Origin of the sequence: Mesorhizobium ciceri biovar biserrulae, from assembly GCF_001618845.1 — a bacterium.
In the GTDB taxonomy this organism is placed as follows: domain Bacteria; phylum Pseudomonadota; class Alphaproteobacteria; order Rhizobiales; family Rhizobiaceae; genus Mesorhizobium; species Mesorhizobium ciceri.
Genome location: NZ_CP015064.1, coordinates 3,646,866 through 3,670,794, shown reverse-complemented (window position 1 = coordinate 3,670,794; position 23,929 = coordinate 3,646,866). Strand labels below are relative to the sequence as shown.

The following is a 23,929-nucleotide window of genomic DNA, read 5'->3' as shown; positions in this document are numbered from 1 at the left end:
CGGCCTCGGATCGCGCAATATGCAGAACCGTAACGTACGGTACGGCTTATCGGGAATGCCGACCTTTCGAGAGAAGAGCGTGTTGCACATCGTGCCTGACATCGACACCAGCGAAGCGCTGACAAAGCGGCAGAAGGCCGTGCTCGACGCGGCGTTGCGGCTGCTGGTCGAAGAGGGCGACCAGCTGACCATGACCGCCGTGGCGCGCCGCGCCAGCTGTTCCAAGGAAACGCTCTACAAATGGTTCGGCGACCGCGACGGGCTGCTGACGGCGACGGTGCAATGGCAGGCCTCTAAAGTGCGGGTGGCACCGGTCGACCGCAAGGGGCTCGATCTTGCCTCGCTGACCGCGAGCCTCGAGCGCTTCGCCTCGGATTGGCTCAAGGTGATTTCCAGCGACACGTCGATCGCGCTCAATCGGGTGGCGGTCAGCCATGCGGGCTCCGGCAAGGACAATCTCGGCGCCGTGGTGCTGGAGAACGGCCGCTTCGCATTGGCCAAGCGGCTGAAGCCGGTGCTCGAGGCCGGCCGACGGACCGGGCTTTTGGATTTCGCGGATGCCGAGACGGCGTTCCGCACCTTTTTCGGGCTGGTCGCCCGCGATGTGCAGATCCGTCTGCTGCTCGGCGACCGGCTGGAATTGACTGAGGCGGCGATCGGCGGCGATGCCGCGCGGGCGACGCAGCAGTTTCTCGCTCTTCATGGAGCAACAACCGGCCGCAAGGCCCTAGAGCCGGATGATTTCAGGTCAAGTCGACCTGAAATCTGAATCCGTCTCTAAATCAAGAAGATAGAGCATGATGTCGTCCGAAAACCGCTTCACACTTTTCGGCATCATGCTCTGAGTTTATAAACGAGAAGGAAGACAAAATGCGCGTCTATTACGATCGTGATGCCGATCTCAATCTGATCAAGGGCAAGAAGGTCGCCATCATCGGCTATGGCAGCCAGGGCAGGGCGCATGCGCTCAACCTCAAGGATTCCGGCGCCAAGGAGATCGCAATCGGCCTCAAGGCCGGCTCGGCAACCGCCAAGAAGGTCGAGGCCGACGGTCTCAAGGTGATGAGCGTGGCGGACGCGGCCAAATGGGCCGACCTGATGATGATGGCAACGCCGGACGAACTGCAGGCCGACATCTACAAGAACGAGATCGCGCCGAACATCCGCGATGGTGCCGCGATCGCTTTCGCGCACGGCCTCAACGTGCATTTCGGCCTGATCGAGCCGAAGTCGACGGTCGACGTCGTCATGATCGCGCCGAAGGGCCCCGGCCACACGGTGCGCGGCGAATACCAGAAGGGCGGCGGCGTGCCGTGCCTGGTCGCCGTCAACCAGGATGCCTCGGGCAATGCGCTCGATCTCGCTCTGTCCTACGCCTGCGGCGTCGGCGGCGGCCGTTCGGGTATCATCGAGACCAATTTCCGCGAGGAATGCGAGACCGATCTGTTCGGCGAGCAGGTCGTGCTCTGCGGCGGCCTGGTCGAGCTGATCCGGGCCGGTTTCGAGACGCTGGTGGAAGCCGGCTACGCGCCTGAGATGGCCTATTTCGAGTGCCTGCACGAGGTCAAGCTGATCGTCGACCTGATCTATGAAGGCGGCATCGCCAACATGAACTACTCGATTTCGAACACCGCCGAATGGGGCGAATATGTCTCGGGTCCGCGCATCATCACCGCCGAGACCAAGGCCGAGATGAAGCGCGTGCTGAAGGACATCCAGACCGGCAAATTCACCTCGGAGTGGATGCAGGAGTACCGCGCCGGCATGTCCCGCTTCAAGGGCATCCGCCGCAACAATGACAGCCACCAGATCGAGGAAGTCGGCGCCAAGCTGCGCGCGATGATGCCGTGGATTTCCAAGAACAAGCTGGTCGACAAGGCGAAGAACTGAGCGAAATCCACAAGCGCTCGAAAACAGCAGCTTCCATGAACAAGAAACGGCGCCACGTGGCGCCGTTTTTTCATTCTGTCGGTCAGCTCAGCTACAGGGCCAGCCCATCAATAGGGTGAGTAGCACTGCTGGCGCGGGCCGTTGTAGGGCTGGAACGTGTTGTCGTAGGCCCGGTACGACCGGTAGCGGTTGTAGCACCATTGGACATGGGCGCTCGAAAGCCGTCCCGCGCGGTAGTAGCGGCGCGGCGCCGGCCGGTCATAGTAGTCGTAGTTGTTGTACATGCTGCCGAGGCCAAGCCCCAGGCCAAGGCCCAGGATCGCGGCACTCGCGCCATCATCGTAGTAACGGCCGCCGCGATAGTGATGGCGACCATGGCGCCAACGCCAGTTGTCTCCACCATTCCAGTGACCGCCGCCGCCGTGCCAGTGCCGACGGCCGCCGTCCCAATTGCCCGACCGGCGCCATCTCCAATTGTCGTTGTTGAACTGACGGTTGTTGTTGCCGCCCGCCCAGCTGTCGCGGACCGGCGTGACATTCGGCGCCGCGGTGCTGGTGGGAATCGACAGGTCCGGTTGCATGATCGGGCCGGCGGCGGACGGTGCCGTGACGCCGGAGAGGATACCCAGGGCTAGCAGCCCCGATTTGACCGTGGAAGAAAAGAGCGAATTCATTGCACTCTCCAAGAGTTACAGGCCCCACGCCCACCCGAGGAATGGGGCAACAATGGATGTTTGCATCTGAACGGCGGATGAACGGAAAGGTTCCGTCAACCATGACGCGAACGCGCCCAAGACCAATCGATCTCAGATGGTGATCCTGCGCGCTTGTTTTCCGAAGCACTTGCGGGCAAAGGTCATGGCATGTCGCTGCGCCTTGCCACCTTCAATGTCGAGAACCTGATGAACAGGTTCGATTATTCCGGCTATCGCAACCAGCTCAACGAGGATCGAACGCTGGCGCTGTTCGATATCCAGAGCGAGGCGGAATACAGGATGCTGGAGCAGGCCCGCGCCATCGCCCAATCCGACGACACGCGCCAGCTGACGGCGCTGGCAATCGCTGCCACCCGGGCCGACATCATCTGCATGCAGGAGGTCGACAACATCGAGGCGCTGAAGGCCTTCGAATATGGCTATCTGTTCAAGATGGTGGGGCAGGGCTACCGGCAGAAATACACCACATCGGGCAATGATTCACGCGGCATCGACGTTGCCGTGATGATGCGCAATGAGACCGCCCAGGGCCAGCCGATCGAATTCGTGCGCATGACCAGCCACGCCTATGTCACCTACGAGCAGTTCGGGCTGCACACGCCGGAACTCGAGGCACTGGGCAATCAGGCCAATGAGCGCATTTTCCGGCGCGACTGCCTGGAGATCGACGTCACCGTGGGCGGCGTGCCGCTGACGCTCTATCTCGTGCATTTCAAGTCGATGGGTTCGCCGCGCAACGGGCTCGACGGGCGCGAGGCGACGATGCCGGTGCGCATCGCGGAGGCGCAGGCCGTGCGGCGCATCATCGAGGAGCGCTTCGGCAAGGACTATGCCGCCGACAAACGCTGGGCAATCTGCGGCGACATGAACGATTACCGCCAGCGTGTGAAGGTGGCCGGCGATGCGATCGACGGCTATCGCTTCGAGGTGGTCGACGAAGCCCTGTCCTGCATCAACGTGCTGACGGCCGGCGGCTTCTGCGAAAACGTCGTCGAGCGGCGGCCGGAGATGAACCGCTGGAGTTTCTACCACACGCGCGGACCGGAAGAGCGGCATCTGTGCCAGCTCGACTACATCCTGCTGTCGAAGGGGCTCGCCGCCAGCAACGCGACGGCTGTTCCCGACATCATCCGCAACGGCCAGCCCTGGCGCACCATTTTTCCGCCGGGGCAGGAGGTCGACCGCTTTCCGCGTGCCGGCTGGGACCGGCCGAAGGCGTCGGACCATTGCCCGGTGGCGATCACGCTGGACATGACCTGACGCATGAGTTTCGACCTGCCACGCAACGTCATCCTGCCGGTCGACGCCATCGACGTCCGGCTCGATCCCGGTCCGCACCCGTTCGCAAGGGACAATGCAGAGGCGATCGCCGAGAACTGGCAGCACGAAATCGCTGCCAATCCGGCGCTGTTCGACGGCATGGTGGTGCTGCTGTCACAACTCGCCTACCGCGACAGCCGTCTCATCGGCCGCTGCCATGCGGTCAACTACTCGACGTTCATGCTGTGGCGGAAACGGCGCGAGAATTCGGGCGCCGAGCATGCCTATGCCCATGCCATGCTGGTGGCTGCCGACAATGCGCTGGTGGCGATCCGCATGGGTCCGCACACGGTCAACGCCGGCCGCGTCTATTTTGCCGCCGGCTCATTCGAGCCGGTCGATTTTCGCGATGGCCTGGTCGATGTCGACTTCAACATGATGCGTGAGGTGCGCGAGGAAACTGGGCTCGACCTGTCAGGTGCTGAACGCGGCAAGCGCTACCATGCCATGTCGACCAACAGTGGCACGGTGATCTTCCGCCGCTACCACGCGGCGGCGCCCGCCGACGAGATCGCCCAGCGCATCTCAGCCTTCGTCGCCACCGAAACCGAGCCGGAGATCGACGGGCCAGTGATCATCCGCCATGCCGCCGACCTGCCGGTCGGCCTGTCACCGCACATGAAGCCGCTGATCGAGTGGCATTTCGCAAACGGGAGTTAAGGGCGCGTCTTGTTCTGTGCCGCGTTGCGATCGTTGCGGGCGGCGACGAGGAACAGGATGAAGCCGATGCCCAGCAAACCGCCCATCGCCATTCCCATGGTCTGGCCGACGACTGCCTGAAAATCGGCTGTGACGCGATCGGGATTGGCCATGCCGAAGCGGGCGAGATACCACCAGATGCCTGCAAGGAAGGCCTCGATGACGACCATCGCCAGGATCAGTCGCACCTTCTTGCTCATTGGCTATTTCTCCACCCAAGGGTGAATTGCCCTAGCATCATGAACGGCGCGACGACAGTGGCGGGGCTGGGTGGAAATGTCGAAGACTGTGCAAAAACCCGTCGGAGCGCCGGCCGCGTTTCGGCCGGTTGCCCTACTCGTGCCTTAGCGCGTCGATCGGATCGAGCCTGGCGCCGCGCAGCGCCGGGAAGAAGCCGAACACCATGCCGATCAGCGCGGAAAAGCCGACGGCGAGCAGGATCACCGCCGGGCTCGGCGCAAACGGGATGGTCAGCGTCACCGCGGCGAGCCCGGCCAGCGCCAGCCCGATCAGGATGCCGATAATGCCGCCGAGCAGCGACAGCACCGTCGCCTCGACCAGGAACTGGATCAGGATGTGCTTTTCATGCGCGCCGATGGCGAGCCTGATGCCGATCTCGCGGGTGCGTTCGGTGACCGACACCAGCATGATGTTCATGATGCCGATGCCGCCGACCAGCAGGCTGACGCCGGCGACGGCGCCCAGCATGCCGGTCATGGTGGTGGTGGCGCTGGCCATGGCGTCGGCGATCTGGGTCATGTCGCGGATGGCGAAATCGCTTTCACGATCGGGCGTGATGCGTCTGGCGTCGCGCAGAATGTCCTCGACGCGCGGCTGCAGCTCGCTGGTCGGCGTGCGGTCATCGGCGGCGATGTAGATGTTGTCGATGTCGCGGTTGCCGGCGATGCGGCGCTGGTAGGCGTGCAGCGGCATCAGCACGACATTGTCCTGATCCTGACCGAAGCCGGTATAGCCCTTGGGCTCGAGCAGGCCGATGATCTTGCAGGAGGTGCGGTTGACGCGGATGATCTCGCCCTCGGGATCGCCAGCGCCGAAGAATTGTTGGCGCACCGTCTCGCCGATCAGGCACACGCCGGTGCCCGAGCGGGTTTCGGAATCGCTGAACGGGCGGCCCGACACCAGTTTCCAGTCGCGCGCATCGAGATAGGCGCTGTCGGTGCCGGTGACGCCCGAGGTCAGGCTCTCGGTGCCGAAGATGACCCGGACCTGCTTTTGCGAAGCCGGCGAAATGGCGCGGGCGCCAGTCAGATGCGCAACCAGCGCCGCCAGCTCCTTTTCGGCCAGCGGACGCACCACCTGGTCGAGCCCGCCCGGGCCACCGGGACCGGCCGGGCGACCGGAGCGGACGACCAGCAGATTGCTGCCGAGCTTGGAGATGTCGGCCTTGACCTTCTGCGTGGTGCCCGAGCCGATGGTGAGCATGGCAATGACGGCGGCAACGCCGATGACGATGCCGAGCAAGGTCAGGAACGAGCGCAGCACGTTGCGGCGGATCGAGCGCAGCGACAGGCGGACGGTTTCCCAGATCATGGCTGTGCGATCTCCAGCTTCCTGGAATCGGAGGCGACGTGGCCGTCGAGGAAGCGGATGGTGCGTTCGGCATAGTCGGCGACGTCGGCCTCGTGGGTGACCATGGCGATGGTCAGGCCAAGCTCCTTGTTGAGCCGCGTCAGCAACTCCATGATCTCGTGCGTGCGGGCGGTGTCGAGGTTGCCGGTCGGCTCGTCGGCGACGAGCAGCGTCGGGCGCGTGACGATGGCGCGCGCGATCGCCACGCGCTGCTGCTGGCCGCCGGACAGTTCGGCCGGCGTGTGGTGCTCGCGGCCGACAAGGCCGACCTCCGCCAGGGCCTGCATGGCAAGGTCGCGGCGCTCGCGGGCGGCCACGCCGCGATAGATCAGCGGCAGTTCGACATTTTCGGCCGCCGTGGTGCGGGCCAGCAGATTGTAACCCTGGAAGACGAAGCCGACATAGAGGTTGCGCAGCATGGCGCGGCGGTTGCGGTCGAGGCCGGCGTCGATGCCCATGAAGGAATAGGTTCCGGCCGTCGGCGTGTCGAGGCAGCCGATGATGTTCATCGCCGTCGACTTGCCGGAGCCGGACGGCCCCATGATGGCGACGAATTCGCCACGCCGGATGGCAAGATCGACGCCGGCCAACGCATGCACCTTGGCCTCGCCCTGGCCATAGCTCTTCCAGACCTTGTCGAAGGTGATGAGGGCAGCACCGGCGGCCACGGCATCAGCTCCGCTGCTGCGACGCGGTGATGACCTGTGCGCCTTCGTCGAGGCCCGAAATGATCTCGGTCAGTTCGCCGTCGGTGGAGCCGATCTTGACGTTGACCGGGTGCGGACGCCCGTTCTCCAGCACGTAGAGCGTGCGCGAGCCGTCGGTGGGCGCTGTCGCGGCCTGGCGCTGGCGGTTGCCGCCGGGGCGGCCCATGCGGCCGGTGAACAGGTCGCTGAGGCTCCAGCCGCGTGCGGCCTGCTGGGCAGGACGAAAGCGGAAGGCGGTGGCCGGCACGGTGAGCACGTCCTTGGCCTGCTTGGTGACGACCGAAACGGTGGCGGTCATGCCGGGCCGCAGCAGCAGCTCGTTGTTGTCGACCTCGAGCCGCGCATTGTAGGTGACGACGCCGTCGGTGGTGACCGAGGCATAGGAGATGTCGCGGATCTCGGCATCGAACGGCCGCTCGGGGAAGGCATCGACGGTGAAGCGGGCATGCTGGCCGGATTTGACCGCACCGATGTCGGCCTCGTCGACCGCCGCCACCAGTTCCATGTTCCTGAGATCGGCGGCGATGATGAACAGCACCGGCGCCTGCAGCGAGGAGGCGACCGTCTGGCCGGGATCGACCGAGCGCGTCAAAACGATGCCGTCGATCGGCGCATAGATGGTGCTCTTGGCAAGGTCGGTCTGCTGCGCCTTGAGGTCGGCCTGGGCGATGGCGAGGTTGGCCTGCGCACTGTCGAGAGCTGCCTTGGAACGGTCGCGCGTGGCGGTTGCCGCTTCAAGCGACTGGTCGGTCGCCATGCCGCGCCTGGTCAGTTCGGCGGCGCGCACCAGCGCCTTCTCGTTTTCCGCCAGCGTAACCGTGGCGTCCTCGACATTGGCGGCGGCGGCCTTGGCCGAAGCTTCGGCACGCTCGATCTGGACTTCGAGTTTCACCGTGTCGAGTGTCGCCAGCACGTCACCCTTCTTGACCTGCTGGTTCTCCTCGGCCGAGACCGAGCGGATGATGCCGGACAGTTCGCTTGAAATATCGACCTGGGTGAGTGGCTGCAGCGTGCCGGTCGCCGACACCGCGACGGTGAGGTCGGCCTTGGCGGCAGGCACTGTGGTGTAGTCAATCCTGGCCGGCGAGCCGGCATACCATTGATAGACGCCAAGCCCGGCGGCGAGCACGATCAGCGCCAGCAGCGCATAGAGCCACCCACGACGGCGCGATCTGCGCCGGCCTGTCTGGTCGAGCCCAAGCGCCGTCTCGATGGCGGAATCCGATTCCGTCTTTGGCAGATTGACAATCTGGTCCACGCTGGACCCCTATAATGCGCAATGTCCCTATCTGTGCACAGATCAGGCTTACCGGTTCAAATATCAAATTAAATTTCGCCCATGTTGGGATTGAGGCAGGAATGAAAACCCGGAATTACTTGCTTTACGATGTGTTTACGACCGAGCGACTGGCCGGCAATCCTTTGGCCGTCGTGCTCGATAGCAAGGGATTGGACACGGCCGCGATGCAGGCCATCGCGCGCGAATTCAACCTGTCCGAATCGGTGTTCGTCTTGCCGCCGGACAATCCCAAGCACAAAAACCGCATCCGCATCTTCACGCCCGACTATGAAATGCCGTTCGCCGGCCATCCGACGGTCGGCGCCGCGATCGCGCTGGCCGAACTTGCGGAGGAGGGCGGCGCCGGCATCTTCGTGCTGGAGGAAAACATCGGTCCGGTGCGGTGCGCCGTCAGCAAGCATGACGGCAACACTTTTGCCGAGTTCGATCTGGCGAAGCTGCCGGAGCCGCTGAAGCTCGATGCCGATCCGGAGGCGATCGGTGCCGCGCTTGGGTTGACGCCGCATGAGATCGGCTTCGAGAATCACCGCGTCGCGTTCTGGTCGGCGGGCGTGCCCTACGTCACCATCCCGGTTGCCAATCTCGAGGCGGCGGGTCGCATCCGGCTGGACAACCAGGCATGGTCGGAACTGGCGCCGCGCAAGAGCGAGTGGGCCTTCGCCAGCCCCTATGTCTACTGCCGCGAAACGGTGAACCACGAAAGCGCCTTCCATGTGCGCATGATCGTGCCTGGCACGCCTTCCTACGAGGACCCGGCGACCGGCTCGGCGGCAGCCGCCTTTGCCGGCGCCATCATGCATTTCGACGCGCCGACCGATGGCATTTCACAGCTGTGGATCGAGCAGGGGCTGGAGATGGGCCGGCCATCGCGCATCCGCCTCGAACTGACCGTGCAAGGCGGAAAACTGGCCTCGGCGCGCATCGGCGGCAACGCAATCAAGGTGGCGGAGGGCAAGCTGTTCGTTTGATCGAACGCATGCTCGGTCGATTTGTCGGGAAATGATTCCGGCAGGGCTGGACAGGACCGATGGTGGCGGCTATATGCCCGCCAACGCCGGTTTTTGCCGGCCGAGTGGGTGCGTAGCTCAGTTGGTAGAGCAGCTGACTCTTAATCAGCGGGTCCACAGTTCAATCCTGTGCGCACCCACCAAATTCCTAGAAGAGTTGGTGGAAAGACCCTGAAAGCGAGACGCGTTTGGCGCGTCTCGGGCAGGCTGTCTGACTGTGATTCTTTAACCGCGCTATCCGGATCTTGTGGCGATTCAGCCGCGTTGGAAAATGCGGGTCAGAAACCGGCCGAATCGAAGAGCAAGGCTCTTTTCCCCGGCTGCAGCATCGCTGGCGCCAATTCCGTCTTTTCCCCCGGAGAAATCGCTGATGGGCCACCAGAAGAAGACCAGGAAGACAACGAAAATGCCGGTGTCGATCGGGCCATGACTTGAATAGCTGCTGTGACGGAACACAACAGCGACCGCCCCGGCGATAACACCGCAGCTGCGGCAGGATGAAATTTCTTCATCCACAAAAATCTATTTGAGAATCGCCGTTACGGCAAGATGCCTCCTTTGTCGTGACAACGGCATCTTTGTCGGCCGATACGGGGAATGAATAACTACTTCTCCGAAACGCCAGCCTCGGCAAAACTCGCCATGCGGGCATGGCACTCCAGCGCCGAGCGCACGATGTTGACGGCCAGGCAGGCGCCGGAGCCTTCGCCGAGCCGCATGCCGAGATCGAGCAGCGGCGGCAGGCCGAGCGCTTCGAGCAGGCCGCGATGGCCTGACTCAGCGGAGACATGGGCTGCGATGGTGTGGGCGAGGCCGGTCGGATGCAGCTTCGCCAGCGGGGCTGCGGCGGCGGTGCAGACGAAGCCGTCGAGCAGCACGGGTATGCCCAGATGGCGGGCAGCCAGCGTGGCGCCGAAGATGGCGGCCAGTTCGCGTCCGCCGAGCACGGCAGCGATAGCAAGCGGGTCGGCGAGGGCTGCGGCATGGCGCTTCAGGCCGGCTTCGATGGCGACCACCTTGCGCTTCAAGCCGGCGTCATCGACGCCGGTGCCGCGCCCTGTCCACTTTTCCGCGCCGCCGCCGAACAGGGCTGCTGAAACGGCCGCTGCCGGCGTCGTGTTGCCGATACCCATTTCGCCGAAGCAGATAAGGTCCAGATCATTCGTCACCGCATCATAGCCGGCCGAGACCGCCGCCAGAAAGGGCGCTTCGTCCATTGCCGGACCTTGGGTGAAGTCGCCGGTCGGATGGTCGAGATCGAGCGGAATGACGTCGAGTTCGGCGCCGGCCATGCGGGCAAGCTGGTTGATGGCGGCACCACCGCCGGCGAAGTTCGCCACCATCTGCACGGTGACTTCCGAGGGATAGGCCGACACGCCTTGCGCGGTGACGCCATGGTTGCCGGCGAAGACGAAAACCTTCACGTGGTCGAGTTTCGGCATGTCGCGGCCCTGCCAGCGCGCCAGCCACGCGGCGATGGTCTCGAGCCGGCCGAGGCTGCCTTGCGGCTTGGTCAGCGTGTCCTGGCGGCGTGCGACCGCATTGGCCGCGGCATCGCTGCCAGACGGCAGGTCGAGGCAGGCGGCGCGCAATTCACGTAGGGATTTGAAGGGCATGGGGGCAAAGTCTCCGAAAAGGAATCAGGCCATGGGGATCAGGCCAAAGGGATCAGGAAAGCGCTACGGAAGCGACGAGCAGCACCGCGATCTCGCTTGCCTGCTGCAAGGCGCCGATCGTGTCGCCGGTCTGGCCCTCGATCTGGTTGAAGCAAAGGGCGCGGAACGCGGCAAACAGCAGGCCAAGCAGGATCAGCGCGAAGACGGCGCCGCCCAGCCCGAGCAAGAGAAGCGGGATCGCGCCGAGCAAGGCGCCGGCCATGGCGGTTTCCTGCGAGACGGTGCCGGCGTCGACCGAGAGGCCGTCGACGCGCGCTGGAGGCAAGAGATGCATGAAGGCGCCAAGCAGGCCGCGCGAGGCCGCGTGTGCGGCCAGGAGGGCAAACAGGGCCTGTGTGGGATCGACGAACTCCGACAGCGCGCTCCAGCGGACCAGCAGCGACAGAGCCAGCGCCGCCGCACCATAGGCGCCGATGCGGCTGTCGCGCATGATCTCAAGTTTGCGGCCGCGCGATTTGCCGCCGCCAAAACCGTCGGCGACGTCGGACAGGCCGTCCTCATGCAGGCAGCCGGTGGTGAGCAGGGTTGCCACAAGGGCAAGTGCGGCCGCCGGCCCCATGGCAAGGCCGAACCGTTCCGCCGTGGCAAAAACGATGGCGCCGATCAGGCCGACGACGAGACCGGCGATGGGGGCGGCCCAGATCGCCGCGGCAAGGCTGCGGCCGCGAAAATCGAAGACGGGCAGCGGCAGCCTGGTGAAGAAGACCAGGCAGAGCGCGATGTCGTCGACGACCTGTCGTGGTGAGAGGGCCAGATTCCCGAATTTCATGCTCTAGCCCCTCGCAATCGCATGGAAGAAGGTGCCGCTGACATGGCCGCGCCGGTAGCCCGAGGCGCCGATCGGATTGCCCTGGCCGTCGGCAAGGTCGGCCAGCGGCTCGTCATTGCCGGTGGCCGTCATCTGCGCATAGTGGAATTCGTGGCCACGGATCAGCGCGCCCTGTGCACCCAGCGGACAATCGGCACGCAGCCGCGCCTCGCGGTAGCCGAGGTTCATCTTGCGCCTGGCGAAGCTGGTGGCGTGGCCGAGCAGGCCGAGCATCGCATGCGTTTCGCCCGACGCGTCCTCCAGAGCTTCGCCGAGCACCATGAAGCCACCGCACTCGCCATGGATGGGCTTCGTCGCGGCGAAACGCGCCATGCCGGCGCGGAAAGTCGCGGCGGCGGCGAGCTTGCCGGCGTGAAGCTCGGGATAGCCGCCCGGCAGCCAGCAAACGTCGCAGGTCCCGTCGGGCGCTTCGTCGACGAGCGGCGAGAACGGGACGATTTCCGCACCCGCCTTGCGCCAGTAGGCGGCGACATGCGGATAGAGGAAGGTGAAGGCGGCATCCTCGGCCAGCGCGATGCGTTGGCCGGGCGGCGCCAGCGCGTCGTCGAAACCGCCGGGCGCGGGGGTGAGGGGCGTCGCCAGGGCCATGATCGCATCGAGATCGAGCGACTTTTCCGCCATGTCGGCCAGCCGGTCGAGATGCGCCATCAGGTCGTCATATTCGCCAGCCTGGACAAGGCCGAGATGCCGCTCGGGCAGGTTCAGAGTGGGATCGCGCAGGATGGCGCCGACGACCGGCAGGCCGATCGCCTCGATGGCCTCGCTGCACAGCTTGCGGTGCCGCTCGCTGCCCAGCCGATTGAGCGCGACACCGGCCATGCGCACGTCAGGATCATAGGTGGCAAAACCCTTGGCGACAGCCGCCGCCGTGGTCGACTGGCCGGAGACGTCGAGCACCAGCAGCACCGGCAGGCCATAGAGCCGCGCCAGGTCGGCCGCCGAGCCGGTTCGGCCGGGAGCCGCGGGTATCCCGTCGAACAGGCCCATGGCGCTTTCCAGGATGACGAAATCGGTGTCATCGGCGGCTTGCGCGGCAAGCGCGTTGAGCAGCGATGGCGGCATCGCCCAGCTGTCCAGATTGACACCGGAGAGGCCCGTGGCGGCGGTGTGGAAGCCGGGGTCGATATAGTCGGGGCCGGATTTGGCGCCGCGCACCTTCAGCCCGCGCCGGGTCAGCGCCCGCAGGATGCCGATGGTGACGCTGGTCTTGCCGGAGCCGGAGCGCGGCGCGCCGATGATGATGGCGCGGGCCGTCATGCTTGCCCCGCCAGGGCCGCGCGCATGGCAACGATGCCGCCAACGACGATCAGCGCCGGCGAGGCCAGACCGGCGGCCGCCGCTTCCTCGGCAATGGTGGCGAGCGTGGCGACGACGGTTCGCTCCTGCGGCGTCGTCGCGGCGACGATCACTGCGGCCGGTGTCGACGGCGCCAGCCCGCCATCGAGCAGTGCTGCGGCGATCAAGGGCAGATTGGCCATGCCCATATAGACGACGACAGGCTGGCCGGTGCGGGCGATCGCTGCCCAGTCGAGATCGTCATCGGTGCCGGCGGCGTGGCCGGTGGCCAGGATCACCGCCTTGTTGATGCCGCGCATGGTGGCGGGGATGCCGGTCGCGGCCAGCGCACTGAGGCCCGAGGTCAGGCCGGGCAGGACGCGGAACGGGATACTTTCCCGCGCCAGCGCCAGAGCTTCTTCGCCGCCACGGCCGAAAATATAGGGATCGCCGCCCTTCAGCCTGACGACGCGGCGGCCTTCGCGTGCGAGCCGGACCAGCAGGGCGGTGATGTCGTCCTGTTTCATCGACGGTTTGCCGCCGCGCTTGCCTGCAAAGAAAAGCTCGGCATTCTCCGCAACTGCGACAATGTCAGGGGACACCAGTGCGTCGTAGACCAGCGCATCCGCCTCGGCCAAAGCCGCCAGCACTTCGAGCGTCAGGCAGCCGGGGTCGCCGGGGCCGGCGCCGGCAAGCCAGACATGGCCCGGCTCCAGTTGGCGCGGCTTGAAGTTCAGCCGGGACAAGGCTTTTTCGAGCGTGGCGTTTTCGCCGGTGTTTTTGGTGCTGCCGCTCACAATCCGTCCCGTCCGCGAAAACGCCGCTGATAATGGGCGTCGTATAATGAACTCTCGCCAAAACCTCGCGCCGCCAGCGAGCGGCCGACGAAGATGATCGCCGTGCGCTCCATCGGATCGGCGGCGAGCTGTGCCTCGATGGTCGCCAGCGTGCCGGTCAGCACGCGCTCGTCCGGCCAGGAAGCGCGGAAGACGACCGCCACCGGGCAATCGCCGCCATAGTGCGGCGTCAGTTCGGCGACGACGCGATCGATGGCGTGGATGGCAAGATGAATAGCGAGCGTGGCGCCGGTGCGGCCGAAGCCGGCCAGCGTTTCGCCGGGCGGCATTTTTGACGCGCGGCCGGAAATGCGGGTCAGCACCAGGCTTTGCGCCACTTCGGGAATGGTCAGCTCGCGGCGCAATGCTGCGGCGGCGGCGGCGAAGGAGGGGACGCCCGGCGTCAGCGTATAAGGGATGCCGTGCTTTTCCAGCCGGCGGATCTGCTCGGCGACCGCGCTCCATACCGACAGGTCACCGGAATGCAGCCGGGCGACATCCTGGCCTGATTTGTGCGCCTCGAGATAGGCGGCCTCGATCTCGTCGAGCGACATCGGCGCGGTGTCGACCAGCTTTGTCCCCGGCGCGCAGTGCTGCAGCAATTCGGGCGCGACGATCGAGCCGGCATGCAGGCAAACCGGGCAGTTTGCCAAAAGCCTTGCGCCGCGCAGCGTGATGAGGTCGGCCGCACCTGGACCGGCGCCGATGAAATGAACGGTCATGGCGCATCTCCGCTGATGGCGATGGCACAGGTGACCGGGCCGAGCACCGTGCGGGGGCCAAGCAGTTTTGCGCCTGTGCCGGCGACGGCGAGGGCGGACGCCTCGGAGACCGATGGTGTGCCGGCAACATCCTGCGAGAGATCGGAATGGCTGGGCGTATCCGACGAGGCAGCTTGAAGTGCTGAGTCGTCGACGACGATGACGGGAAGACTCAGCGTGCGGCCAGCGGCGGCGATCGCTTCTTCATCCTTCTTGAACGCGGCAGTCGCCAGTGCCGACAGCGCCGTGATCGCCAACCCATGCGCCTCCAGCGCCGTTTCGATCGCCGCAAGCACCTCTTCGACGCCCACGCCCTTTCGGCAGCCTATGCCTGCGACCATCATGGCTTCATCCAGCTCCATTGCGTCACTGGCATAGCCGGCCGCCAGGCCTGCATCGAGCCGACCGGCGAGGCCCGGGAGATGTTTATACGCGTGAGATCGCCGCCGAGCTTCGTATGCTGGGCAAGAAGCAGGGCTTCCATCTCCAGCGTCACCGCGTTGGCGACGAGACGGCCGCCAGTGTGCAGGGCCTTGATGGCAGCGTTCAAGACACCGGCATCGCTGCCGCCACCGCCGATGAAGATCGCGTCTGGCGTGTCCAGTCTGGCAAGCGCCTTCGGCGCGCTGCCTTCGACCACGACAAGGCCGGGAACGCCACAGGCGGCGGCGTTGCGACCAATACGGGCAGCGCGCACCGGATCGGCCTCGATGGCAAAAGTGCGCATGGAAGGGTGGGCCAGCATCCATTCTATGCCGATGGAACCGGAGCCGGCGCCGATGTCCCACAGCAACTCGCCGCGCCGCGGCGCCAGCGCCGACAGGGTGATCGCGCGGATTTCGCGCTTGGTGATCTGGCCGTCATGGTCGAACAGGTGATCGGCAAGGCCTGATGTGAGCGGCAGCACGCGCGCGTCCGGACCGGATTCAACTTCGACCGCCAGCACGTTGAGCGGATTGAGGTTTTCGAGGTCGAAGGCATCGGCGCGGACCGAGCGCTGGGTCTCGCTTGGCCCACCCAACGCCTCCAGGATCGTCAGCCGCGATGCGCCGAAGTCGAGTTCCGCGAGCAGGCGGGCAATCGCCGCGGGGGCCTCTGCATCCGAGGTCAGCGCCAGGATGCGCGCGCCTGGCTGCAGCAGCGGCCGGATCAGGTCGAGCGGCCGGCCGTGCAGCGAGACGGTTTCGATATCCTGCAGCGCCCAGCCGAGCCGGGCGGCCGCCAGTGAAACGGCTGAAGGCGCGGGGATAACATGCATCTCCTGCGCCTTGACCTTGCGGGCGAGCGTGGCGCCGACGCCGTGGAAGAAGGGATCGCCGGAGGCGAGCACGCAGACGCGCCTGCCGGCGAGCGCTAGCACGTCAGCCATCTCGGCATCGAACGGAATCGGCCATGGGCGCGCCTCGCCCTTGGCGAAGGAAGCGACAAGGGCGAGGTGCCGCTTGCCGCCGAAGATGATCTCAGCCTGGGCAATCCGCTGCTTGGCCTCGTCGCCGAGACCCGCTAAACCGTCCTCGCCGATGCCGACGACTGTCAGCCAGGCGGCTCGCGATTGACGCTCAGCAGGCATAATGACCCACCGTATCCTGATCCTCGGCGGCACCACCGAAGCGCGGCAACTGGCCGGAAAACTGGCGGCGCGTGCCTCGGTCACGCTGTCGCTGGCCGGCCGCACCGAAAGCCCGGTCGCGCAAGGCGTGCCGGTGCGAAGCGGAGGCTTTGGCGGCGCCGACGGGCTGGCCGCTTACCTCACGGAAACGGCCACCGATCTGCTGATCGACGCCACGCATCCCTATGCGGCGCAAATCTCCGCCAATGCCGCACAAGCCGCGCGCATGGCCGGCGTGCCGATCCTTGCCCTGCGGCGTCCCGGCTGGGAGCCTGTCGAAGGCGACCGCTGGACGTTGGTCGGTACGGTCGGCGATGCCGCGCAAGCGCTTGGACCGGCGCCGCGCCGCGTTTTTCTGGCACTGGGCCGGCAAGAGGTTGCGGCTTTCGAAGCAGCGCCCCAGCACCACTATCTCATTCGCAGTGTCGATCCGGTCGAGCCGAAGCTGGCCGTGCCCGACGCCGAATATCTGTTGGCCCGTGGCCCGTTTCGCGACGCGGAGGAACGCGCGCTGCTCGAAAGGCACCGCATCGATGTCGTGGTGTCCAAGAACAGCGGCGGCGAGGCGACCTTTGGCAAGATCGCCTCGGCTCGGGCGCTTGGCATCGAGGTGGTCATGATCCGCAGGCCTGATCTGCCGGACGTGCCCTCGGCTGAAACCGTCGAAGCGCTGGCCGCCATTGTCGATCGATTTGGGGTCGATCATTTTGTCCGTCCCGTGGACGAGCGCGGCGTGTAGACCAGCGCCGGCTTCTCCGTGCGCTTGATAATCCTGGTTTCCGGCGAGCCGATGATGATGCAGGTCGCCATGTCCGCCTTTTCAGCCTCGACATCGGCCAGCAGGTAGACCTCGATACGCTCGTCCGGGCGACCGGCGGCGCGGCCGAAGATTACCGGCGTGGTGCCCGGCAGGATGGCGGTCAGGCACTCGAAGGCGCGGCCGAGTTGCCAGGGGCGGGCCTTGCTGATCGGGTTGTAAAGCGCGATGACGAAGCCGGCACCGGCCGCCGCCAGCAGGCGCAGTTCGATCAATTCCCATGGCTTTAGATTGTCGGAGAGCGAGATGGCGCAGAAATCATGGCCGAGCGGCGCCCCGATGCGGGCGGCAACCGCCAGCATGGCGGTGATGCCGGGCACCACGGCGACATCGACCGCGCGCCATTCGACCGGACCGGCCTCGATCGCCTCGCAGACGGCCGCCGCCATGGCGAACACGCCGGGATCGCCGCCGGAGACCACGGCGACGTCATGGCCCTCTGCGGCCTTGCTCAATGCGTCCTTGGAGCGGGCGAGTTCCTCGCGGTTGTCGGAAGCGACGCGGGTCTGGTCCGGGCGCAGGTCCAGCCGGTCGAGATAGGGTTTGTAGCCGTAAAAGAATTTCGCCTCGGCGACAGCGCGGCTGGCCTCCGGGGTGACCTGATCGGCATTGCCGGGCCCAAGGCCGATGACGGTGAGACGGCCACTCATGCCTGTGCTCCCACGGCGCCGGGGCGACCGGACCAGCCGGCGACCAGCACGATGGCGAAGTAGGGTGCCTTGTCGTCCTTTTTGTCGGCAAGCTTCATCGAGACGCTGCCGGCCATGGTGCCGCGCTCGACATAGACGGCGCGCGACAGCTTGGCCGTAGCCTCCAGCGCCCGCCTGATCTTGGGCAGGTTGCGGCCAACCTTCATGATGACGGCGGCATCGGTGTCGGCCAGCCGGCGGGTGAGCTCGAATTCGCTCATCGTGCCCGGCAGCACGGTGAGCACGTCGTCGCCCTGGACGATCGGAATACCGGTCTGCGACCAGCAGCCGGACATGGCGGTGACGCCGGGGATGACTTCGGTCGGAAAACGATGGGCGAGGCGCACATGCAGATGCATGTAAGAGCCGTAGAACAGCGGGTCGCCCTCTGACAGCACCGCAACCATTCTGCCGGCTTCGAGGTGCTCGGCGACCTTCTCGGCCGACTCCTCGTAGAAAGCCGTGATCTGCGAGCGGTAGTCGTCGTGATCCCTGGCGATTTCGGTTGTGACGGGATAGAGCAGCGGCAATTCCGTCATTTCGGGCCGGAACTGCGCTTCGACGATGGCACGGGCGTTGCTGTTGTTGCCGCGCTTGGCGAAATAGGCCACGACATCGGCCTCGGCCAGGATGCGGGCGGCTTTTAGGGTCAGCAGTTCGGGGTCGCCAGGACCGGTGCCGACGCCAACGAGGCGGCCTTTGAGAAAGGCGTTCACAGGCCAGGCCTCGCCAATGAATTGAGCGCGGCGGCGGTCATGGCACTGCCGCCAAGCCGGCCACGCACGATGGCGTAGGGAACGCCGTAGGAATTCTCGGCCAGCGCATCCTTGGATTCGGCCGCACCGACGAAGCCGACCGGCATGCCGATGATGGCCGCCGGCTTCGGTGCGCCATCGCGCAGTTTTTCCAGGAGATAGAATAGCGCGGTCGGCGCATTGCCGATGGCAACCACAGAGCCGGCCATGCGCTCGCCCCAGAGGTCGATGGCGGCCGCCGAACGGGTGTTGCCGAGTTGCCCGGCAATTTCGTGCGTACGCGGGTCGCGCAAGGTGCAGATCACCTCGTTGCCCGCCGGCAGCCTGGCGCGGGTGACGCCATGCGAGACCATTTCCGCGTCGCAGAAGATCGGCGCGCCGGCCGCCAAAGCGGTGCGGGCGGCGGCAACGAAATCCTTGGAGAACACAAAATGATTTGAAGCTTCGACCTGGCCGCAGGCATGGATCATGCGAATGGCGACATCGGCCTCGGCTTCGGAGAAGCGCGACAGATCGGCCTCGGCGCGGATGATGGCGAAGGAGCGCTCGTAGATCGCCGTGCCGTCATGGATGTAGTCGTAGGCGGCCATGCTCATTTCCGTTTTTCAGTTTGGGCCTGTCGGTAGGCCTCGGCGATACCGGCCGGCCCGAGCCTTGTCAGGCAAGCGGCGGCGGTTTCACCTTGATATCGTGTGCTGCGGATCATCGCCGCGACGCGGCCGATGCCGCGCGCGGCGTCATAGCCCGGCCTGTAGCCGGCAGGAAGGGCCTTTGCCGTCGCGTTCACGACAAGTCCGGCTCCATTTTCGCCGCCGACGATCGTCAGCGCTGCCGGACCGGGGTGGGCGCAGCCTTTGGCACAGCCGGAAATGTGAAGGGTGAAGTCGAGGATGTCGGCTGTTTCAGCGGCTATCGTCTCGGCGATGTCGCGTGTGGCGATGCGGCCGGAGGCGCAGGCCGGCATGCCCGGGCAAGCGGCAATGCGCGTGCGCGGGTCGGTGGGGGCGATGACGAAGCCGAGGGTGGCGGCGGTGTGCTGGAGGGGGTGGTTGGCGGCGGTTGGTTGACCGAGGAAGAGCAGGGCGCGACCGGGGGCGAGGCGGATTTCTGACGTGCCGAGGGCGAGGGCGTGTTGGGCGAGGCTGATGAGCTTGTCGGCCGGCATGCTGCCGTAGGGCAGGGCGATGCCGAGGGCGGTGGCGTGGCCGGCTAAGGGGAAAAGGCCGATAGGTTTGCGCGAGGCGCCCCCCTTTGCCCTGCCGGACATCTCCCCCTCTAGGGGGGAGATTACGCCGTCACCGATGGTTTCGCCAATCTCCGGTGTTGTTAAGGAAAAGCCGGCGTCGAAGCTGCCAATCTCCCCCCCTGAGGGGGAGATGTCCGGCAGGACAGATCGGGGCGCCTCGCGCAAACTCGTCGAGCATAGCCAACCCGCCAGAGACACTAATTGCCTCTCCGATAAATCCCTTGCGTGGGCCTCGCGGCCTTTCTCTGCAACCATCCTTAGAGCTGCAACGGCAATATCGCGCGCCGCACCTTGATCGGCAAACGCCAGCGGCCTCGCATTCTGCCCGTCACCCGCGACAGACACCCGCCACCGAACTCCCGCATCGGTGCGCGTCGCAGCAAGCCGCACGTCGGCCGTGACCGCATCCATGGTGAGTTGCCCGCAGCCGTCCACAACGACCGACACCTTCGGCCCTAGGCGTTGTACGAGCCCAGCTTCTTCGATCGCAGCCCTGATACGTTCAGCCAGCGGCCGGGGATCGGCAATCTCTTGCGGATCAATGCCGGCCAGCGGCCCGGTCTCGACCGGCACGCCGGTGCGAACCGCGATATCAAGCGCATCGACCTCCGCCGCCAGCAGCGCAGCACTTTGCGCCGTCAGGCCGCGTATCTGCAAACTGCCGCGCGCGGAGACTTCCATGATGCCATTGCCGTGCCGCAAAGCGGATTCGGCTAGTCCGATCAACGACTCTGGCGATATCCCCCCAGCGACCGGGTTGAGCCGCACCAGCAGGCCGTCGCCGGTTTGCATCGGCGCCGACAAAGCCGGACAGGCGCCGCGGCGCGAGAAGGCGCTCATGCCGCCACCCCAAGTGCTTCTGCCTCGGCAATCAGGGCCGTCAAATCGTCGTCGATGGAATTGCGCAGGGGATGCCAGAGGCCGCGCCGGCGCGCCGACAGGAAACGCTCGGCGATGATTTTTGCGGCGGCGGGGTTTTCGCGCAGGATGAAGGCGCGGACCATGGGATCGCCGACATAGGCGTCATGCACCGCCTCGATCAGCGTTCCCGAAATGGCGTGCGTGGTTTCGGCGAAGCCAATCAGCCGGTCGACGGTTTCGGCGAATTCCGAGGCGCCGCGCGGGCCGTGGCGCATCTGGCCTGATATGAAGCGTGGATTGACGGCGCGGGCACGCACGACGCGCGCTACGGCCTCACTGATCGAGCGTGGCTTCGGCTTTTGCGGGTCCGTGGTGTCGAGCACGATGACGTCGGCATTCCTGCCGAGCGCCGCAACGGCTGCGGAAAAGCCGCCGATGAAGGCCACATCGGCGGAGCCCTCGAGGATGTCGCGGCCGGGGTCGTCGCCGGTGTGGACGAGAAGATCGGCTTCGGCGATGCGGCCCTCGAAGGCGCCGGGCGCGGAGATGCCTTCGCCCCCGGCGCCGCCATAGGCGTGCGATGTAGCGTCGAGATAGGCGCGGCCGATTTCGTCGCGCGCGCTCCAGTCGCCGGAGGACATGAGATCCTCGACGCCGGCGCCGTATGTGCCCGGCGAGGTGCCGAAAATGCGCGGGCTGATCTTGCCGTCGGCGCGGGTCTTGGCCGCGAGTGGGTTTTCCGAATCCTCCTCGTCGCGCGCGGCAACCGCGTTGGCTGCGGCATCGATCAGCGCGATCTGGGTCGGGAACATGTCGCGGAACAGGCCGGATATGCGCCAGGTGACATCGACGCGCGGACGGCCCAGCATGGCCGGCGGCAGCACTTCGATGCCGGTGATGCGGCCGGTGGCCAAATCCCATTGCGGCCGGCAGCCCATCAGCGCCAGGCCTTGAGCGATCTCCTCGCCGCCGGTGCGCAGCGATGCCGAGCCCCAGAGATCGATGACCAGCGAGCGTGGCCAGTCGCCATGCGACTGCATGTAGCCGCGCACGACTTCCTCCGCCGCTGCCCTGCCCAAATCATAGGCGGTCGGCGTCGGCATGGTGCGCGGGTCCGAGGTGAACAAATTGCGGCCGGTGGGCAAGACGTCCGAGCGGCCGCGCGCAGGCGCGCCCGCCGGACCGGCCTTGACGTGGCCGCCATCGAGCGCGGCAAGCAGCGCCGCCTTCTCGGCTTCAGCGCTCTGGCGGCGCATGGCGTCGGGCTCATCCTCCGGAGCGCGGCCATAGATATGCAGCCCGTCCTTGATGGCAAAATCCTTGAGGTCACAAAGCCAGGCGTCGATGCGGCGCAGCGCCTCGTCGGGCGCGTCGGTTCTCGCAACGCCGGCTTCGGAGGCGAGACCGGTTTTTTGCGCGGTGTCGACGATCAGTTTCGCCAGTCGGTCACGGCGGCGACGGTCGAGCCCGTCGGCCTGCGCATATTCGTCGACCAGCCGCTCGAGCTTGTGCTGGTTTTCGTCCAGCCCGGCGCCGGTCAGCGGTGGCGGCAAATGGCCAAGAGTGACGGCGGCAATGCGCCGCTTGGCCTGCGCCGCTTCGCCCGGGTTGGAGACGATGAAGGGATAGATGACGGGCAGGGGACCGGTGACGATCTCCGGAAAGCAGTTTTCCGACAGAGCAACGGTTTTGCCCGGCAGCCATTCAAGCGTGCCATGGGCGCCGACATGGACCAGCGCGTGGACGCCGAGCGACTTGCGCAGCCAGAGGCCGAAGGCGATCAGCGCATGGCGCGGGGGCAGCGTCGGGTCGTGGTAGTCGGCGCGGCGGTCGACGGAGCGGCCGCGGTCGGGGGCGAGGGCGACGGTGATGTTGCCGAAGGTGGCGGCGCGGAAGGGGAAGCTTCCGCGCAAACCTGTTTCGTCTTCCGCTTTGCCCCAAGCAGCTTCGACCGCAGCGATTGCCGCAGTCGGCAACTCCGTCGAGAAGGCAATGTAGTTATCTAAGGCCAATCCAGTATCGCTGGCTTCCAGCAAATCCAGCAACCCACGCGGCGTCTGCGGAATCCCCTCAATCACATAGCCCTGCTCCTTCAGGTCATGCAGCATGGCGAGCACGCTGGACGGCACGTCGAGGCCGACGGCATAGCCGGTTCGACCAGGAGCGCTAGGGTAATCCGGGATCAGGATCGCCAGCTTGCGCCCGGCGCGGGGTGTCTCCTGCAACTTGATGAAGGCCGCGACGCGGTCAGCGACCTGCGCCACGCGATCCGGTTCCGGCCGGTTGGCGAAGGCGCGGTGGCCGAGTGCGGGATCGGTCTCGGTCTCGCCCTTGAAGGAAATGGCGCCGGCGAGGACGCGGCCGTCGAGTTCGGGCAGCACGACATGCATGGCGAGGTCGGCGGGTGCCAGGCCACGCTGGTTGTTTTGCCAGATGTCGCGGCGGGTGGTGGCGACGATGACCTGGAAGACAGGCACGCCGGCGCGGTCGAATAGCGTTTCGATGCCGGGTTCGGCGCCTGAGGCGAAAGCGGTCGCGGTGATGATGGCGGCGGGCTTCAGCGCCGTCAGTGCTGTTTCCACGAAGGCGAGGGAGGTTGGGTCCTTGAGGCTGGAGACGAAGATCGGGACTGGGTCGATGCCGCGCTGCCGCAGCGCTTCAACAAGCGCATCGATGGGCGCGACATCGGCGGCCAGCAGCATCGAGCGATAGAACAGGATGGGGATGATAGGAGCGTTGACGTTGTAAGCGCCAGCATTCGATAAGTCCCGCTTCTCCACAACTCCACATCCAGGCACGTAAAAACCAGCTTTCGGCACCACCACCGGGCCGATAACTTCCGCATCCGACCCCGCCAGCCGCGCCAATTTCCGCACCAGTGCGCTCATATTCGCCGGGCCGCCCTCGCGGAAATAGTCGAGCAGGCCGTCCAACTCCTCGCGCGGCAGCGTCGAGGCTTCGATCAGGCGCAGATCCTCGTCGCGGCATTCGCCGGGCAGCAGCGCCAGTTTTATGCCGCGTTCGCGGGCGGTCGAGGCAAGCTGGTCGCAGCCGTAGCGCCACCAGTCGTAGCCGCCGAGGATGCGCACGAGGATGATCTTGGCATGGCGGGCGACGCTGTCGACCCAGAGGTCGACGGACATGGGATGGCGCAGGTCGCGCAGTGCGGCCAGCCGCATCGAGGGCAGGCGGTTGGCATCGGCCTTCCAGGCTGCCGCCAGTCCGGCGAGGTCGCTGTCGGTGAAGGACAGCGCCACGATATCCGCCGGCGTCTGCCGCAGATCGACCGGCTCGGCGAGGTCGTCGAGCGAGGCGGATGTCGTGGTTAGGATGTGCATCGCAATCC

At 65.9% G+C, this 23,929-nt stretch carries 24 protein-coding genes and 1 tRNA gene; 7 read left to right on the top strand and 18 right to left on the bottom strand.

What is annotated here, in order from left to right:
- The first annotated feature begins 55 nt into the window (after positions 1 to 55).
- Positions 56 to 769, top strand: a complete 714-nt coding sequence (locus tag A4R29_RS17175; RefSeq protein ID WP_244506834.1) for a TetR/AcrR family transcriptional regulator — start codon at positions 56 to 58, stop codon at positions 767 to 769.
- A 101-nt stretch (positions 770 to 870) separates the two neighbouring features.
- Positions 871 to 1,890, top strand: coding sequence for a ketol-acid reductoisomerase (gene ilvC, locus A4R29_RS17170; protein WP_013531065.1), 1,020 nt, complete (start codon positions 871 to 873; stop codon positions 1,888 to 1,890).
- Positions 1,891 to 1,997: 107 nt separating this feature from the next.
- Here ilvC and A4R29_RS17165 read toward each other — a convergent pair whose 3' ends face one another.
- On the bottom strand, positions 1,998 to 2,564 hold the full coding sequence (locus A4R29_RS17165) for a BA14K family protein (RefSeq protein WP_013531066.1): 567 nt from the start codon (positions 2,562 to 2,564) through the stop codon (positions 1,998 to 2,000).
- Between the two features lie 189 nt (positions 2,565 to 2,753).
- On the opposite strand from A4R29_RS17165, the gene A4R29_RS17160 reads away from it, so the two are divergent.
- Together A4R29_RS17160 and A4R29_RS17155 are read left to right on the top strand one after the other, a co-directional pair.
- Positions 2,754 to 3,866 carry an endonuclease/exonuclease/phosphatase family protein gene (locus A4R29_RS17160; protein ID WP_013531067.1) on the top strand — a complete coding sequence of 371 codons (1,113 nt, stop codon included), beginning with the start codon at positions 2,754 to 2,756 and terminating at the stop codon, positions 3,864 to 3,866.
- A 3-nt stretch (positions 3,867 to 3,869) separates the two neighbouring features.
- On the top strand, positions 3,870 to 4,586 hold the full coding sequence (locus A4R29_RS17155; protein WP_063172434.1) for a hypothetical protein: 717 nt from the start codon (positions 3,870 to 3,872) through the stop codon (positions 4,584 to 4,586).
- Here A4R29_RS17155 and A4R29_RS17150 read toward each other — a convergent pair.
- The 4 genes from A4R29_RS17150 to A4R29_RS17135 form a co-directional block, all read right to left on the bottom strand.
- Positions 4,583 to 4,825 carry a hypothetical protein gene (locus A4R29_RS17150; protein ID WP_063172433.1) on the bottom strand — a complete coding sequence of 81 codons (243 nt, stop codon included), beginning with the start codon at positions 4,823 to 4,825 and terminating at the stop codon, positions 4,583 to 4,585. The genes A4R29_RS17155 and A4R29_RS17150 overlap by 4 nt on opposite strands.
- Before the next feature lie 133 nt (positions 4,826 to 4,958).
- Positions 4,959 to 6,176, bottom strand: a complete 1,218-nt coding sequence (locus tag A4R29_RS17145) for an ABC transporter permease (RefSeq protein ID WP_063168255.1) — start codon at positions 6,174 to 6,176, stop codon at positions 4,959 to 4,961.
- The gene (locus A4R29_RS17140) at positions 6,173 to 6,883 is read right to left on the bottom strand and encodes an ABC transporter ATP-binding protein (RefSeq protein WP_063172432.1); all 711 of its coding nucleotides are present in this window, start codon (positions 6,881 to 6,883) and stop codon (positions 6,173 to 6,175) included. The genes A4R29_RS17145 and A4R29_RS17140 overlap by 4 nt, the downstream gene beginning before the upstream one ends.
- Positions 6,884 to 6,887: 4 nt before the next feature.
- Entirely contained in the window at positions 6,888 to 8,180 is a 1,293-nt protein-coding gene (locus tag A4R29_RS17135; RefSeq protein ID WP_063172431.1) for an efflux RND transporter periplasmic adaptor subunit, read from the bottom strand.
- A gap of 101 nt (positions 8,181 to 8,281) precedes the next feature.
- Between A4R29_RS17135 and A4R29_RS17130 the strand changes: the two genes are divergently transcribed.
- Together A4R29_RS17130 and A4R29_RS17125 are read left to right on the top strand one after the other, a co-directional pair.
- Positions 8,282 to 9,190 carry a PhzF family phenazine biosynthesis protein gene (locus tag A4R29_RS17130; protein ID WP_027160563.1) on the top strand — a complete coding sequence of 303 codons (909 nt, stop codon included), beginning with the start codon at positions 8,282 to 8,284 and terminating at the stop codon, positions 9,188 to 9,190.
- A 106-nt stretch (positions 9,191 to 9,296) separates the two neighbouring features.
- Positions 9,297 to 9,372: transfer RNA gene (locus tag A4R29_RS17125), tRNA-Lys, on the top strand.
- Between the two features lie 112 nt (positions 9,373 to 9,484).
- Here the strand turns inward: A4R29_RS17125 and A4R29_RS17120 are convergent.
- The 8 genes from A4R29_RS17120 to A4R29_RS17085 all read right to left on the bottom strand — a co-directional run bounded on the left by A4R29_RS17120 (position 9,485) and on the right by A4R29_RS17085 (position 16,176).
- The gene (locus tag A4R29_RS17120; protein ID WP_063172430.1) at positions 9,485 to 9,745 is read right to left on the bottom strand and encodes a hypothetical protein; all 261 of its coding nucleotides are present in this window, start codon (positions 9,743 to 9,745) and stop codon (positions 9,485 to 9,487) included.
- A gap of 89 nt (positions 9,746 to 9,834) precedes the next feature.
- Positions 9,835 to 10,845, bottom strand: coding sequence for a nicotinate-nucleotide--dimethylbenzimidazole phosphoribosyltransferase (gene cobT, locus A4R29_RS17115; RefSeq protein ID WP_063172429.1), 1,011 nt, complete (start codon positions 10,843 to 10,845; stop codon positions 9,835 to 9,837).
- A 52-nt stretch (positions 10,846 to 10,897) separates the two neighbouring features.
- Positions 10,898 to 11,674: an adenosylcobinamide-GDP ribazoletransferase gene (gene cobS, locus A4R29_RS17110; RefSeq protein ID WP_024501377.1), complete on the bottom strand. Its 777-nt coding sequence runs from the start codon at positions 11,672 to 11,674 to the stop codon at positions 10,898 to 10,900.
- 3 nt (positions 11,675 to 11,677) lie between these two features.
- Positions 11,678 to 12,991, bottom strand: coding sequence for a cobyrinic acid a,c-diamide synthase CobB (locus A4R29_RS17105; RefSeq protein ID WP_024501376.1), 1,314 nt, complete (start codon positions 12,989 to 12,991; stop codon positions 11,678 to 11,680).
- Positions 12,988 to 13,806 (bottom strand): uroporphyrinogen-III C-methyltransferase, encoded by an 819-nt coding sequence (gene cobA, locus A4R29_RS17100; protein WP_024501375.1) that lies wholly within the window; start codon positions 13,804 to 13,806, stop codon positions 12,988 to 12,990. Before cobA ends, A4R29_RS17105 begins: the two co-directional genes overlap by 4 nt.
- Positions 13,803 to 14,567, bottom strand: a complete 765-nt coding sequence (gene cobM, locus A4R29_RS17095) for a precorrin-4 C(11)-methyltransferase (protein WP_024501374.1) — start codon at positions 14,565 to 14,567, stop codon at positions 13,803 to 13,805. Before cobM ends, cobA begins: the two co-directional genes overlap by 4 nt.
- Positions 14,564 to 14,950 (bottom strand): cobalamin biosynthesis protein, encoded by a 387-nt coding sequence (locus A4R29_RS17090; protein ID WP_063173713.1) that lies wholly within the window; start codon positions 14,948 to 14,950, stop codon positions 14,564 to 14,566. Before A4R29_RS17090 ends, cobM begins: the two co-directional genes overlap by 4 nt.
- On the bottom strand, positions 14,947 to 16,176 hold the full coding sequence (locus A4R29_RS17085; protein ID WP_024501372.1) for a bifunctional cobalt-precorrin-7 (C(5))-methyltransferase/cobalt-precorrin-6B (C(15))-methyltransferase: 1,230 nt from the start codon (positions 16,174 to 16,176) through the stop codon (positions 14,947 to 14,949). The genes A4R29_RS17090 and A4R29_RS17085 overlap by 4 nt, the downstream gene beginning before the upstream one ends.
- A gap of 1 nt (position 16,177) precedes the next feature.
- Here A4R29_RS17085 and A4R29_RS17080 point away from each other — a divergent pair, with 1 nt between their 5' ends.
- Positions 16,178 to 16,954, top strand: a complete 777-nt coding sequence (locus A4R29_RS17080) for a cobalt-precorrin-6A reductase (protein WP_024501371.1) — start codon at positions 16,178 to 16,180, stop codon at positions 16,952 to 16,954.
- Here A4R29_RS17080 and A4R29_RS17075 read toward each other — a convergent pair.
- From A4R29_RS17075 to cobN, 5 genes are read right to left on the bottom strand one after another with little or no spacing between them, the layout of a single operon-like run.
- Positions 16,918 to 17,682, bottom strand: a complete 765-nt coding sequence (locus A4R29_RS17075) for a precorrin-3B C(17)-methyltransferase (RefSeq protein WP_024501370.1) — start codon at positions 17,680 to 17,682, stop codon at positions 16,918 to 16,920. The genes A4R29_RS17080 and A4R29_RS17075 overlap by 37 nt on opposite strands.
- Complete coding sequence (locus tag A4R29_RS17070) at positions 17,679 to 18,437, bottom strand: precorrin-2 C(20)-methyltransferase (protein WP_063172428.1); 759 nt, start codon at positions 18,435 to 18,437, stop codon at positions 17,679 to 17,681. Before A4R29_RS17070 ends, A4R29_RS17075 begins: the two co-directional genes overlap by 4 nt.
- A complete protein-coding gene (locus A4R29_RS17065) occupies positions 18,434 to 19,066 on the bottom strand; it encodes a precorrin-8X methylmutase (RefSeq protein ID WP_063172427.1) in 633 nt (210 codons plus the stop codon). The genes A4R29_RS17070 and A4R29_RS17065 overlap by 4 nt, the downstream gene beginning before the upstream one ends.
- A gap of 2 nt (positions 19,067 to 19,068) precedes the next feature.
- On the bottom strand, positions 19,069 to 20,562 hold the full coding sequence (cobG, locus tag A4R29_RS17060; protein ID WP_063172426.1) for a precorrin-3B synthase: 1,494 nt from the start codon (positions 20,560 to 20,562) through the stop codon (positions 19,069 to 19,071).
- Positions 20,559 to 23,921, bottom strand: a complete 3,363-nt coding sequence (cobN, locus tag A4R29_RS17055; RefSeq protein ID WP_063172425.1) for a cobaltochelatase subunit CobN — start codon at positions 23,919 to 23,921, stop codon at positions 20,559 to 20,561. The genes cobG and cobN overlap by 4 nt, the downstream gene beginning before the upstream one ends.
- Positions 23,922 to 23,929 lie beyond the last annotated feature (8 nt).

Bases quoted from the DNA above. Each gene is read 5' to 3' on its own strand.
- A4R29_RS17175 (WP_244506834.1), top strand. From the start codon at position 56: ATGCCGACCTTTCGAGAGAAGAGCGTGTTGCACATCGTGCCTGACATC.
- A4R29_RS17150 (WP_063172433.1), bottom strand. From the start codon at position 4,825: ATGAGCAAGAAGGTGCGACTGATCCTGGCGATGGTCGTCATCGAGGCC.
- A4R29_RS17130 (WP_027160563.1), top strand. From the start codon at position 8,282: ATGAAAACCCGGAATTACTTGCTTTACGATGTGTTTACGACCGAGCGA.
- ilvC (WP_013531065.1), top strand. From the start codon at position 871: ATGCGCGTCTATTACGATCGTGATGCCGATCTCAATCTGATCAAGGGC.
- cobN (WP_063172425.1), bottom strand. From the start codon at position 23,921: ATGCACATCCTAACCACGACATCCGCCTCGCTCGACGACCTCGCCGAG.
- cobT (WP_063172429.1), bottom strand. From the start codon at position 10,845: ATGCCCTTCAAATCCCTACGTGAATTGCGCGCCGCCTGCCTCGACCTG.
- cobG (WP_063172426.1), bottom strand. From the start codon at position 20,562: ATGAGCGCCTTCTCGCGCCGCGGCGCCTGTCCGGCTTTGTCGGCGCCG.
- A4R29_RS17065 (WP_063172427.1), bottom strand. From the start codon at position 19,066: ATGGCCGCCTACGACTACATCCATGACGGCACGGCGATCTACGAGCGC.
- A4R29_RS17160 (WP_013531067.1), top strand. From the start codon at position 2,754: ATGTCGCTGCGCCTTGCCACCTTCAATGTCGAGAACCTGATGAACAGG.
- A4R29_RS17080 (WP_024501371.1), top strand. From the start codon at position 16,178: ATGACCCACCGTATCCTGATCCTCGGCGGCACCACCGAAGCGCGGCAA.
- A4R29_RS17090 (WP_063173713.1), bottom strand. From the start codon at position 14,950: ATGATGGTCGCAGGCATAGGCTGCCGAAAGGGCGTGGGCGTCGAAGAG.
- A4R29_RS17165 (WP_013531066.1), bottom strand. From the start codon at position 2,564: ATGAATTCGCTCTTTTCTTCCACGGTCAAATCGGGGCTGCTAGCCCTG.
- A4R29_RS17145 (WP_063168255.1), bottom strand. From the start codon at position 6,176: ATGATCTGGGAAACCGTCCGCCTGTCGCTGCGCTCGATCCGCCGCAAC.
- A4R29_RS17105 (WP_024501376.1), bottom strand. From the start codon at position 12,991: ATGACGGCCCGCGCCATCATCATCGGCGCGCCGCGCTCCGGCTCCGGC.
- cobM (WP_024501374.1), bottom strand. From the start codon at position 14,567: ATGACCGTTCATTTCATCGGCGCCGGTCCAGGTGCGGCCGACCTCATC.
- A4R29_RS17155 (WP_063172434.1), top strand. From the start codon at position 3,870: ATGAGTTTCGACCTGCCACGCAACGTCATCCTGCCGGTCGACGCCATC.
- A4R29_RS17085 (WP_024501372.1), bottom strand. From the start codon at position 16,176: ATGCCTGCTGAGCGTCAATCGCGAGCCGCCTGGCTGACAGTCGTCGGC.
- cobS (WP_024501377.1), bottom strand. From the start codon at position 11,674: ATGAAATTCGGGAATCTGGCCCTCTCACCACGACAGGTCGTCGACGAC.
- A4R29_RS17075 (WP_024501370.1), bottom strand. From the start codon at position 17,682: ATGAGTGGCCGTCTCACCGTCATCGGCCTTGGGCCCGGCAATGCCGAT.